The sequence below is a fragment of the Rheinheimera sp. genome, from assembly GCF_036568245.1.
Taxonomy (GTDB): Bacteria; Pseudomonadota; Gammaproteobacteria; order Enterobacterales; family Alteromonadaceae; genus Alishewanella.
Genome location: NZ_DATCSY010000353.1, coordinates 1 through 11,074, shown reverse-complemented (window position 1 = coordinate 11,074; position 11,074 = coordinate 1). Strand labels below are relative to the sequence as shown.

The 11,074-nt window shown below is 49.4% G+C and carries 11 protein-coding genes and 1 tRNA gene; 8 read left to right on the top strand and 4 right to left on the bottom strand.

From position 1 onward, the window contains the following. The 7 genes from VIN66_RS15590 to VIN66_RS15560 form a co-directional block, all read left to right on the top strand. A partial coding sequence (locus VIN66_RS15590) for a TonB-dependent receptor (RefSeq protein ID WP_331924832.1) occupies positions 1-1,586 on the top strand: 1,586 nt, incomplete at its 5' end. Positions 1,587-1,622: 36 nt separating this feature from the next. Next, positions 1,623-2,327: a response regulator transcription factor gene (locus VIN66_RS15585; RefSeq protein WP_331924831.1), complete on the top strand. Its 705-nt coding sequence runs from the start codon at positions 1,623-1,625 to the stop codon at positions 2,325-2,327. Continuing rightward, entirely contained in the window at positions 2,327-3,556 is a 1,230-nt protein-coding gene (locus tag VIN66_RS15580; protein ID WP_331924830.1) for a HAMP domain-containing sensor histidine kinase, read from the top strand. Before VIN66_RS15585 ends, VIN66_RS15580 begins: the two co-directional genes overlap by 1 nt. Before the next feature lie 697 nt (positions 3,557-4,253). Beyond that, positions 4,254-5,621, top strand: coding sequence for a serine hydrolase domain-containing protein (locus tag VIN66_RS15575; RefSeq protein WP_331924829.1), 1,368 nt, complete (start codon positions 4,254-4,256; stop codon positions 5,619-5,621). Between the two features lie 91 nt (positions 5,622-5,712). After that, positions 5,713-6,006 (top strand): hypothetical protein, encoded by a 294-nt coding sequence (locus VIN66_RS15570; RefSeq protein ID WP_331924828.1) that lies wholly within the window; start codon positions 5,713-5,715, stop codon positions 6,004-6,006. A gap of 304 nt (positions 6,007-6,310) precedes the next feature. Then, positions 6,311-6,658: a PadR family transcriptional regulator gene (locus VIN66_RS15565; protein ID WP_331924827.1), complete on the top strand. Its 348-nt coding sequence runs from the start codon at positions 6,311-6,313 to the stop codon at positions 6,656-6,658. Beyond that, a complete protein-coding gene (locus VIN66_RS15560; RefSeq protein ID WP_331924826.1) occupies positions 6,658-7,605 on the top strand; it encodes an HAAS signaling domain-containing protein in 948 nt (315 codons plus the stop codon). The genes VIN66_RS15565 and VIN66_RS15560 overlap by 1 nt, the downstream gene beginning before the upstream one ends. A gap of 22 nt (positions 7,606-7,627) precedes the next feature. Here VIN66_RS15560 and VIN66_RS15555 read toward each other — a convergent pair whose 3' ends face one another. The 3 genes from VIN66_RS15555 to VIN66_RS15545 form a co-directional block, all read right to left on the bottom strand. Beyond that, complete coding sequence (locus VIN66_RS15555) at positions 7,628-8,737, bottom strand: sigma-70 family RNA polymerase sigma factor (protein WP_331924825.1); 1,110 nt, start codon at positions 8,735-8,737, stop codon at positions 7,628-7,630. Between the two features lie 6 nt (positions 8,738-8,743). Next, positions 8,744-9,664, bottom strand: a complete 921-nt coding sequence (locus VIN66_RS15550; RefSeq protein WP_331924824.1) for an alpha/beta hydrolase — start codon at positions 9,662-9,664, stop codon at positions 8,744-8,746. 96 nt (positions 9,665-9,760) lie between these two features. Beyond that, a tRNA-Gly gene (locus VIN66_RS15545) sits at positions 9,761-9,834 on the bottom strand. A 191-nt stretch (positions 9,835-10,025) separates the two neighbouring features. Between VIN66_RS15545 and VIN66_RS15540 the strand changes: the two genes are divergently transcribed. After that, positions 10,026-10,253 (top strand): hypothetical protein, encoded by a 228-nt coding sequence (locus VIN66_RS15540; RefSeq protein ID WP_331924823.1) that lies wholly within the window; start codon positions 10,026-10,028, stop codon positions 10,251-10,253. Here the strand turns inward: VIN66_RS15540 and VIN66_RS15535 are convergent. Continuing rightward, on the bottom strand, positions 10,231-11,074 hold an 844-nt coding region (locus tag VIN66_RS15535; RefSeq protein WP_331924822.1), incomplete at its 5' end, for a DUF5924 family protein. The two genes, VIN66_RS15540 and VIN66_RS15535, sit on opposite strands and share 23 nt — an antisense overlap.

Genomic DNA, 11,074 nt, shown 5'->3' with positions numbered 1-11,074 from the left:
AAGTCGGTTACGACGGCCCTGCCGGTATCACAGATGATGCCACTATGCTGGTATCGGCCCGCCGGCTGGACTTCGGTTCCTTGTTTGAAACCATTGACGAGCTGGACATTGGCGATCCGGTGTTAAGAGATATCATCGTCAAGTCAGTAATACCGGTAAACCAGCACCACACTGTGGAAATTCTGCTGGTCGATACGCAGGAAGATTATATCCGCGATGTCACACACGTGTTTGCCTCGCCCAATTTTGAGGATGCGGCGCTACTGGATTTTAAACAAGACAGTGATTTGTATGGCATGACTTTGCGCTCATTAATCGGCGACAAGGCGGTGCTAACCAATAAGCTTTACTACCGTAAAAGCGACAAGTTGAGCTCAGAGGGCGAAGCCTTCCCTGATCTGGTGCCCGAAGGCTCGCCGGCATCCAGTTTTCCGCTGCGGGAGGACATTATCACCATCGCTGAAGATGAAACGGAGATCGGCTGGCGCAGCGATTATGAGACCGTGAATAAATGGGGGCTGTTCAGCGCCGGTGTGCGGCTAACGCAAATTGAACTGGACTACAGCACGGTGCTGGATGGTGATTGGATCCGCTTTGTTTATGACGACGATGATTTCAGAGCCGACCCACAGCAGCGTTACATCGTGCTGACACCCGACAGCTTAAACTCGGCGATAAAGCAGAAAGAAACCAGTTACGCCGGCTACGTCGATCAGGTGTTTCAATTCGGTGCATGGGATTTCGGTGCCGGCTTACGGTTGGAGCGGGACGGTTTTGCTGACGAAAGTGTCGCTGCGCCCAGGTTCAGCGTCAATTGGCAGCCGGGTAAAAAAGTCAGATACTTTGCCAGCGCCGGGCTTTATCATCAGTCACCCCGGTATTTAGAGCTTGCCGCCAATCAGTCTAACAAGCTTAAGATGGAAAAAATCAGCCATACCAGCATTGGGTTTAAATATTTCCCGGGCAGCAATTGGTCGGTGTTAACTGAGGCTTACTATCAAAGCCTGGATGATCTGGTGGTCGATCTGGACCGGGCAAGCGGCACCTTTGCCAATATAGGTGATGGCAGCTCTTACGGCGTTGATATTGTCGTGAACGGCACTATCTTTGAAGGCCTTTACGCCAGTGCCACTTATTCTTACAACGATGCCGTTGTCGATCGCAAAGACGGGCGCGGCGATGTCGCGGCGGAATTTAACCGCAAGCATGTTGCAACGCTGGGCCTGACCTGGGAAATCAGCGATCGCTGGAAGGTGGCTGCGCGCTATAAATACCTATCCGGCCGGCCGGATGATAACTTTGTGATCCACGCCGATGTACTCGGGCCGGGTGAGCCGCTGCGCTACTCAAAAGAAATCACTGAGCGGAATGTCGGCCGTAAAGACAGTTCCGCTATATTAAACATGCGTGTTGACTACCGGCGCGCCTTTGGCCCGATAGATGTCACCGCTTTTCTCGATGTTATTAACGTCACGGCTGCATCGTCCAGCGACGATACCGAGTTTGACTACCGTCGCGGTGTACTGGTACAAGACGATAGCGAAGCCGAGCCATTGATTGGCCTGCGACTGGACTACGCCTGGTAAAAAGGCTGGTAACGGGCCTGGTAAGGGGTAACAACTATGGTACACGCGCTTGGTGCAGCAGCGGTAAGGCTGCTGATTGTCGAAGACAACCGCGACATCTGCGAGAACATTGCGGCCTATCTTGAAAAGCATAGCTCTGTGCTGGATTTTGCCTATGACGGTATCAGCGCGATGTACCTGGCGGTAACCCAGCCGTTCGACGTTATCGTGCTGGATTTGATGCTGCCGGGGATGGATGGCCTGAGTTTCTGCCACAAGCTGCGCACGGATGCCAAAGTCGAAACGCCGGTGCTGATGCTGACCGCACGGGATACACTGGACGATAAACTAAAAGGCTTTGCCGCCGGCGCGGATGACTATCTGGTTAAGCCATTCGCGTTGCAGGAGCTGCATGCCCGGCTGCAGGCATTGTACAAACGTAGCCACGGTAAAACCGACAACCTGTTAACGGTGGCAGATTTGACCCTGAACCGCTCCACGCTGCAGGTGCATCGCGCGGGAAGGCGGCTTGAACTTAACCCGGCGTGCCTGAAACTACTGCAACGCCTTATGGAGCAGGCACCGTCGGTGGTGGCACGCGATGAGCTTGAAACCTTGTTGTGGGCCGACGAGCGGCCCGATGGCGATGCGCTGCGCTCGCATATGTACAAGCTGCGCCAGGCGATTGACCGGCCGTTTGACAGAGCGCTGCTGCATACCGTGCATCGCATCGGTTACCGGATTGCAGAGGATAGTTGTTAATGTACCGGCACAGTTTGCGCAAACGTGTCGCCATTGCTTTTGCAATCTGCGTGGCAGTTCTCAGCATCGTCTGGGGTTTTGCTTTCTTTGCTGCCATCAGGCTAAGCGAAGACCGTGTACTGACACAACAGCTGCAGCTTGCCGCAGCAAATTACCCTGTTATGCCGGCTAATATGCGCGGCTACGAAACCGCAGGTAGCTTGCCGGCATCACTGCGGGCCTGGGCGCAGAGCAACCCTGCCGTAGGCGTGTACGAATTTGAAGCCGAAGAGCTGCATGTCGCGGTCATAGAGCGAGGCGATGCGCAGCAACGTGCTTTTGTCGTGTTTGATGTCAGCGGAATTGAAGCTGCATCGTCAGAAGACTGGTGGTTGCTGCTGGTGATCACTGGTGTTGTCGGCACACTTGGTGTGCTGGGTTTTGGTCTTGGCGTATTGGTGATGCGCCAGGCTGTCGCCCCGGTGGCGCAGCTGGCCAAAGCGGTTGCCGATATCGATGTAGAGCATCTGTCGACTGAAGATTATAAACGCATCGCATCCAGCCGCTTTGGCGATGATGAAGTAGGTGTTCTTGCGGCAACGATTGAAAAGACGCTTGAGCGTATCAGCGCCTTTGTCGCCAGAGAGCGCTACTTTACCGGTTCAGCCAGTCATGAGCTGCGCACGCCCATCACGGTTATTACCGGCGCACTCGAGCTGCTGGAGCAAAGCGAGCTGTCACAGAGCGATAAGAAAGCCCTGGATCGGGTGCGCCGTGCCACGCTTGATATGAAGACCACTATTGAAATGTTCTTGTGCCTGGCCCGTGAAACCGACGACGGCTTGTATCACGAGCAGTTTCTCGTCACGCCGCTGGTGACTAACGCGGTAGAGCTGCAGCGCCACCTGCTAAGCCGTAAGTTGGTTGAAGTGGAAATCGACTATCTCGCTAACCCCGGCGTCAACGGTCATCCGCAGGCTTTTGCTATCGCAGTCAATAATCTGGTGCGCAATGCATTCGAGCACACGCTTACCGGCCAGGGGCCGGTCACCATCCGTATTGATGAGCGCGAGCTGTTAGTGACTAATCAACTAAGTAGTGGCTTCGATGCACAGTACTCACCAACTGAAGCCTCACCTCACGGCTATGGTTTGGGGCTTGGCATAGTAGAGCGGCTGTGTGAACGTAATGGCTGGTCGTTTTCGTTGCGCGCAGATGAAAAACGTGTAATAGCCCGTCTTTCCTGGTGAAGAGGTTACTGTAAGTTTTAAACAAGTTCAGTAGTGTACATTAAATTTACAAAAACAAGTTAGTCTGTGTTTAAATGCGGAGCAACCTGCCGAACAAGCATTAACTCTCATAACAAGGAATGTTTAGAACTGTGCTAATTAACAGGACTCCAATTTGGACCCGGCCAATCAGCGGCCTTATTGCAGCTCTTGGTATTTGGGCTGTTGCGCAGAAGCTACTAGCCCTTGCGGCGGGATACGACTACTTCACATTGAACTTCATTCTCACAGTCGCCGCACCGGCGTATGGCGCCTACCTTTTTGGACTATATGCACTGGTGGGGCGCTTCACTTTACGACCACCGCGCGTAAACGAAGCCTAACACTTCATTCAAGTCGACACCGTTTCAAGGCTTAATCCGGCTAATGTCTGTTTCCTATTCGTTGCTCCCAGGCGGCTAAGTGCCAGATATAGTCGTTTAGGTGCTGTAAAAATATCCTGTCTGCATCTGGGCATCGCCAACGCTTTTAGACGGATTCATCCGTATTTGTAGTAAACGCAAATATCAGTTGTACCTATAAGTTATTGTAAGTTTTGAGGAAGCGATGTAGTGTTCTGTACATTAAATTTACAAAGGCGGAAAAGTCCGTGTTTAAATACGGATTTTTCCGCCGAATAAGCGTTAAGTTGCTATATAAGTCTCAGTAAGGAGTTCTTGTGTTAAGGATAGTTTTATTTACCATTTTCTTGTTTATATTCTCAGCCTATAGCCATGCAAGTCAGGCTAGTAATATTCAAAATTTAGTTAAACAATATGAAGAGCTTGGCTGGTTTTCAGGGAATGTGCTTGTATTTGAACATAAAGACAAGATTTTCGAATCATCCGTAGGTTACGCTAACTTAGATGAACGTATAAAACATCAAGCAGATACTTTATTTGACATAGGTTCAATTCAAAAAAATTTAACCGCTGTTTTAGTGTTGCAAGCAGTTGATGACGGTTTAATCGGGCTCGATGAACCATTAGCCAAATACGTTTCAGGTCTTCCAAGTGATATTTCAAACAAGGTTAAAGTTGTCCATTTATTACGACATACATCAGGAATACCTGATGTTTTTAATGCTGAATATCGTACAAACTTTCGCTTTTATGACACTATTGCTAAGACAATTACGTTGGTGAATGATGCAAAACTATTGTTTGAACCAGGCAGTGATCGGCGGTATTCAAATATGGGCTATGTTCTTCTTGGCGCAATTCTAGAGAAAGCCTACAACAAAGATTATTGGGCGCTTGTTGAAACAATGATTATGTCAAAAGTGCGTGCCACATCTCTTGAAACTGGAGTAAAGCCAAAGGTTATGGCTGAACTTTATCATTTCAATTATGACGGTCAGCAAGTTCTAGTCGATGAGGATCAAAGAGAGCATAAAGGTCCAGCCGGAGGAGGTTTTTATTCTGCTACAGACTTAATGTTGTTCTATCAAAAACTTTTCAATGGGAAACTTTTATCCAAATCTTCATTGGCTTTTTTTAAAAACTTACAAAAAGATAATTCACAATGGGTTGCGTTTGGTGGGGGTAAAGGTGTAAGCACCGCAGTAGAAATAAATTTCGTAAGTGGAATATGGGTTTGCGTACTTGCTAACACTGACGGTTTAGTAGCGGAAGAGATCTCTGCTCGAATCATGGCGTTAATGCATGAGAGTGAAATTGAAGTACCTCGTGTTCCCCCTACGACTTTCGCCTATAAATTGTACAAGCAAATTGGCAAGAAAAGGTTTAATGAAGAGTTTAAGCCTAGATATAAAGCTGAAGGATACGACACTTTTATTGGTCGAGTGTTGACGGATTTGGGTAGAAATTTAATTAGTGCTGGAAAACCTGAAGAATCAATCTTCTTCTTCAAGTATTTAACTGAAAACTTTCCCGAAGTGCCAGAGGTTTATGATGGCCTTGCGCTAGGCTATTTTAGTTCGGGATATCATAAAAAGGCGTTAAACGCTTTTCAAAAATCCGTTGCAATGAAACCAGATTACCAGAGCCTTTTTCATCCAACTAACTATGTTGTTAATTTAGAATAGTCGCAACTTAACAAGCGCATGTTTCGGACAAATTTCCGCTGCGCTCCAATTTGCCGCAAATGCGGGCGTTATGAGTCAGTAGGAACATCAGATGTTTAATAATCCCTTCACCTTCAAGAAAAAGAAGCCGGAAGAACCGGAAGAGCAGCTGGTGCCAACACCTATTCCGGCATTGGTAGCGATTCTCTTAAACAAAGAAAGAGAAAAAGGTTCTCCGTTAACCGAAAATGAAGTTTTTGAAATTCGTGATAATGCTGTATGTACGATGCTTCCAATCTCGGCAAGGGAAAAGATGGAAGAATCACGCGGGTATCCATACCTAAATCCAGAGTACGTATGGGAGCAATGGCAGGAAGCGCGTATTGAGCTTAACCAAAACTCATAACAAACGGCTCAAGCTGACAGTTTTTCCGGGCGTTAGGACTCTGAGTTACCCATGCTCAGTAAGCAAGTTGTATCTCCGCATATCTTGTTAACCTAAAGCTGTAACACTCTACGTTTTAGAAAAGCCTGCTTTTCATCCAACTTAATACTCCTCATGAAATTTTTAATTTTAGACTTTTCAGATATTTAGATAATTTTTTGGTTGTTTTCTGAACATGGCACTTGCCAATTTACTGTATGGCGCATAGTATGTGCTGCATGGTGTGTGCCGCACAGTATGCGATGCACAGTATAAAGGAGAACATATGACCACTGCACAACTAGACAAAATGCGGCTTGAGCTGCGCCGGGGCGTGCTGGTGCTTGCCGTGCTGGGCTCGCTTAAGCAGCCGCACTATGGCTATTCATTGCGCAAGCAGTTGCAGGATGGCGGCATCGACATTGACGAAGGCACGCTGTACCCGTTGATCCGCCGCCTGGCTGATCAAGGCTTACTGGACAGTGAATGGCAACAGGGCGAAGGGCGTGAGCGGCGTTATTACCAGTTATCAGAGCTGGGCAGCACATTGCTGGCACAGCTGACAGATGAGTGGCAACACCTTAACTCAGCACTGGCAATGCTGCTGGGTGGTACAACTGAGGAGCAACAATAATGGAATTGGTTAAACGTTATATTGCTGCAGTGCAGCGTGAGTTACCCGACACTAAACGTGACGAAATAGGCCGTGAGTTACATGCCAATATCATGGATCAGCTGGACGCACTGCAAGAACAAAAAGGCCAGCTGACGGAGTTTGATATCGCTGCGGTGTTAAAACAAATGGGCCACCCCCGCGCCGTTGCCGAACAGTTTGTGCCACCCCAGCCGCTTATCAGCCAAAGTTATTTGCGGTTATACAAACACACCTTATTTATGGTGCTGGGCATACTGTTTTTACTGCAGGTTGTGGACAGTACATCGGCCTGGCTTAGCAGCCAGATGGGGCTGATTGGCTATTTACACAGCCTGGCCAGTGGTTTTATCGAGGATGTGGTGCTGGGTTTTACCAGTATCACGGTCGCATTCTGGCTGATGTCGCGCTACAGCCCGGCTCAGGAACGCCAGTGCCAGCAAAACTGGCAGCCGGAGCTATTACCCGAAGCCGGCCCGGGATGGCAGCATATACCGTTGCAGGATATTTTTACTGATTTGGCAACGTACCTGTTTTTGCTAATAGTGATTTGGCACCCGTTATGGCTGTCGGCCGAGCAACTGGAAGTGAGCCGGTTTCTGCTGACCGACAGTGCGCATCAATTGTTGAAATGGGCCAGCCCATTGCCACTTATGGGCATTGCTAACAGCCTTTGGCAGCTTCGGCAGCGGCTGTGGAATAAGCAAATGTTGATTGCCAATGTGTTGCTGAATGCTGCTTTTGGCATCGCCATACTGCTGCTGGCAACGGTGGACCCTTTGTTAAATCTTGACCCGGGAGCCTGGCAGAAAGTGTTTGAATTGCAGCATTTGGAACGGGCAGCAGTAACCGGCTTAGTGATTACAGCCATGTTTCCGCTGTGGGAAGTGCTGCGCGATCTCCGACGTTTATGGTCAATCCGGGGTTAACACGCCTGGCGGCTGCCTGCTTTTACAGGCGGCCGCTGTTAATTAGGCCAATAATAACGCCAGCAAAACCGCCACCATAACCTGCCACAGTACCAAAAATACACCAGAATAAATTGGTGTAATAAACCCGCTGCCCTTGCTGTTTAAATTGCGGGCTTAGCAGTTGCCACACGCTGATGTTGAGTATGGCCAGGCCGCTGATAAATACGGCAAAAGCTAAAACAGGTGCCAACGCACCGCTTGTCAGCTCGTAACTTGCAGTTAGCAATAGACCACAGCTTACTACCCAGATCACTGCTTTGTTACGTAGCGTTATCAGGCGCTGTTTTACTTTTTGATCTGTAGCTCGTTTTATTGGCTGGTGCATACCTCCTATCACTGCAACCACCGCCACAACGGCGCCCAGCATAGCGCCGCCCAATAAAGCCGCAAACTTGCTCAAGCCACTGCTTGTGCTGGCAGCGCTAGCCGCTGTCGCAGCGGCAACCGGTGGGCTTATTGCACTGAGCGCAGTGCAGATAGCTGTTGTTAACCCCAGACCAGGTGCCGTGGTCAGAATTAACTTGCCATATTTAGCCAGCAACTGCTCTTTTAACAGTGTGCGTACCCGTTGCAGTTTTTTGCGAACATTGGCTTCGCTTAGCCCAAGTAAAGCGGCAACTTGCTGGCTGTTTTGTTCTTCCCGGTAAAACAGCAGCACAATTTCGCGGCTATCTTCAGGTAACTGGCTGATGAACTCAGCCATAATCTGATTTTGTTGTGCACGGGCCAGGTCGTCAGACAGCTCAGTGCTGGTGCTGAATGTGTCGAGCAGGGTATCTGTGTCATCTCCCTCTGTACGCAAAGCTACTTTGTTATCACGCAGATAGTTAAATGCCCGGTAGCGTGTGATCTGCCGTACCCAGGGTAAAAAGCTGGCCGGGTTTTGTAGCGTATTCAGCTGCTGCCAGATATGAATAAACACTTGTTGAGTAATATCTTCGCTGGCATCCAGATCTTTCACTATGGCCAAAGCGATACTACTTACACTGCGCTGACAGCATGAAACCAAGCGTTCAAAAGCATGAATATCGCCATTTTGTGCCGCAGCCACATCAGGCATCAGCAATTGTTCTGTTATTGTTATGCTCATCTGCCTTTACTCCTGTAAAGCGCTGAGTATCTGTGCGGTTAACCACTTGGGGTCGTCCAGCATAATAAAATGCCGCGCTGCCGGGTTAAAGTTAACGGTCGCTTTGGCTATGTTCGCCACTTGCTGTTGGTATAGCTGCCTGGCATTATCACGTGCGGTGTCATCTGCTAAGGCACCGCTTGCACCTAACAGTACGACTTTACTGGTTATTTTGCCAACATCCTGACGCAAGTCTGTAGTAAGTAGCTCATACAAAGCCTGGCCGACAACACTAGCGTCAGATGCTTTTGCCATAGCAATAACTTGCTGCTGGTGCTGTGCTGATATGGCCTGACGCCCGATACCTTGCGCTGTTATCGCTGCCAGTTGTTCGGCAGTCATATTGCGGTATTGCTGCCTGAAATCGTCAGCCTGTGGTTTAACCTGGTCTACAGTAACATTATTATTGCCGCTGAATACCGGGGCCAGATAAGGCAAGCCGTCCACTGCGACAACTGTGCCTATTTTCTCCGGATTACTGCTGGCCAGATAAAATGCCATAAATGCGCCCAGGCTGTGCCCCACAACCGCCGGGCGTTGTAACTGCTGCTGGTCAATATATTGCAGCAGTTGTTGTTTTACCTTGGGTAAATGTTCGCCATCGACAGCGGGCGTACCAGCGAAGCCGGCAAGGCTGATCAGGTGTAGCTGGTAGTTATCTGCCAGCGTTGCGGCCGTTGGGCGCCAGACCCTGGCATCAGACATTAGCCCCGGGATCATCAGTACTGGCTTGCCACTGCCTATTACTTCCACGGTAAAGCTGTCGTGTGGTGTTTGCGCTTTTGCGCTGAAATTTGCCGCCATCACGGCAATAACGATCGACATGCTGATAGCGAAATATGTCCAGAAGCCGGGTTGTTTTTTGCGGTTGTTATTGCTGTTGCTCATGTTAATTCCTCAGATAATGTTGGGTAACATTACTAAGTACCGGCAGCATGAATCAGTGTGACAAAAAGACAGAAAAATATTTTAGTGTGGTGATTCTGGAGCGGGCGATGGGAATCGAACCCACGGCTCTAGCTTGGGAAGCTAGGGTATTACCATTATACGACGCCCGCATCAGTTACTGCGCTACGTTACTGTAGCTGCAGTATTGCAGTCAATAATGTTGCGGATGGTTTGTTCAAATATAATCGCCAGCGTTTGTTCACGGCAGCATTATTATGCTTAGCTAATAAAGTAAAAGTTTGTCGGAGGGCGGCCTTAACTTATGCAAAGTTGTAGCAAGTGGATAATAGCAACAGTTTGGTTGCTGATAACCAGTGCTGACATATTGGCGCTACCGCAGTTTAGTCAGCAAGAATGCCAAAAACTAAATGCAGAGCGACGGGAGATCCGCCGGCAATTACGCCAGCCTTACACGCAGGAGCAAGGTAAGCAGTTGCAGGCGCGTGAACAGGAGCTGCTGCGGCTGTTAAAAGCCCATTGCCGTCAACCGGTGAAAGTGCCGCCGGCTATTGAGCCAACGGCGGCGTGACAGTAAAACGGGTCAGGCCAATCAGTTGTTCGGACTCTGTCACCACTTTAACCTGCCAGTGGCCTTCGGCATTAGCCGGGAAATTCTGTTTATGGGTCCAGGCGCGGTAGCCTTGTTCCCGCCCGCCACTAATGTCGAGCAAGATACGATCAACCACTTTGCCGTTTTGCAGCCAGACATGGTAAATCTTTTCGTTTAGCCCGCGCGGTGCTTTGACAGCGGTAAAACTAAACAGCCCCTGGCGGTGCAGCGTGGCGGCATCCAGCTGTTTTATACCGGGGCCGGGTTTGCGTTGCTGGTAATCCACTTCGTGTGACAAGGCGACAGTGGTTAAACGTAGTGCCGCTGGCGGCACATAGCTACGCAACTGCCATAGACCAGCGCACAATGCGGCCAGTAATAGCATTGTTACCGGCATACGCCACCAATAACCGTTTGGCAGCAAGCTGCCCAGGCTTGGGAAGCTCAGTACCACGGCGATTGCCATGGCAGTGGCTAAACTTTCACTGGTGGTCAGTTGCAACAGTATCGGCAAAATTACCAGTAGCACAACGAACAGTGAAAAGGCATGAAATACCACAAATAAGGTACGCCGTGGTGCCAGCTTTTTGTAGTACAGCGGATCAATCAGCGAGATTAATGCACACAGCATAATCAGTGCAGTGAAAACAGCCTGGCCGTGGTTCCAGCTAGTGACGGCAAGAAAAAACGGTAAGGCGAAAAACAGACTTTCCTGATGCACCATTTGCAGCACAAACCGCACCAGCGTGGGGGATAATGTAATGCCAAACCGCTGCTCGATACGTTCACGCAACCAGTTA

Bases quoted from the DNA above. Each gene is read 5' to 3' on its own strand.
- VIN66_RS15580 (WP_331924830.1), top strand. From the start codon at position 2,327: ATGTACCGGCACAGTTTGCGCAAACGTGTCGCCATTGCTTTTGCAATC.
- VIN66_RS15555 (WP_331924825.1), bottom strand. From the start codon at position 8,737: ATGAGCATAACAATAACAGAACAATTGCTGATGCCTGATGTGGCTGCG.
- VIN66_RS15560 (WP_331924826.1), top strand. From the start codon at position 6,658: ATGGAATTGGTTAAACGTTATATTGCTGCAGTGCAGCGTGAGTTACCC.
- VIN66_RS15565 (WP_331924827.1), top strand. From the start codon at position 6,311: ATGACCACTGCACAACTAGACAAAATGCGGCTTGAGCTGCGCCGGGGC.
- VIN66_RS15550 (WP_331924824.1), bottom strand. From the start codon at position 9,664: ATGAGCAACAGCAATAACAACCGCAAAAAACAACCCGGCTTCTGGACA.
- VIN66_RS15585 (WP_331924831.1), top strand. From the start codon at position 1,623: ATGGTACACGCGCTTGGTGCAGCAGCGGTAAGGCTGCTGATTGTCGAA.
- VIN66_RS15570 (WP_331924828.1), top strand. From the start codon at position 5,713: ATGTTTAATAATCCCTTCACCTTCAAGAAAAAGAAGCCGGAAGAACCG.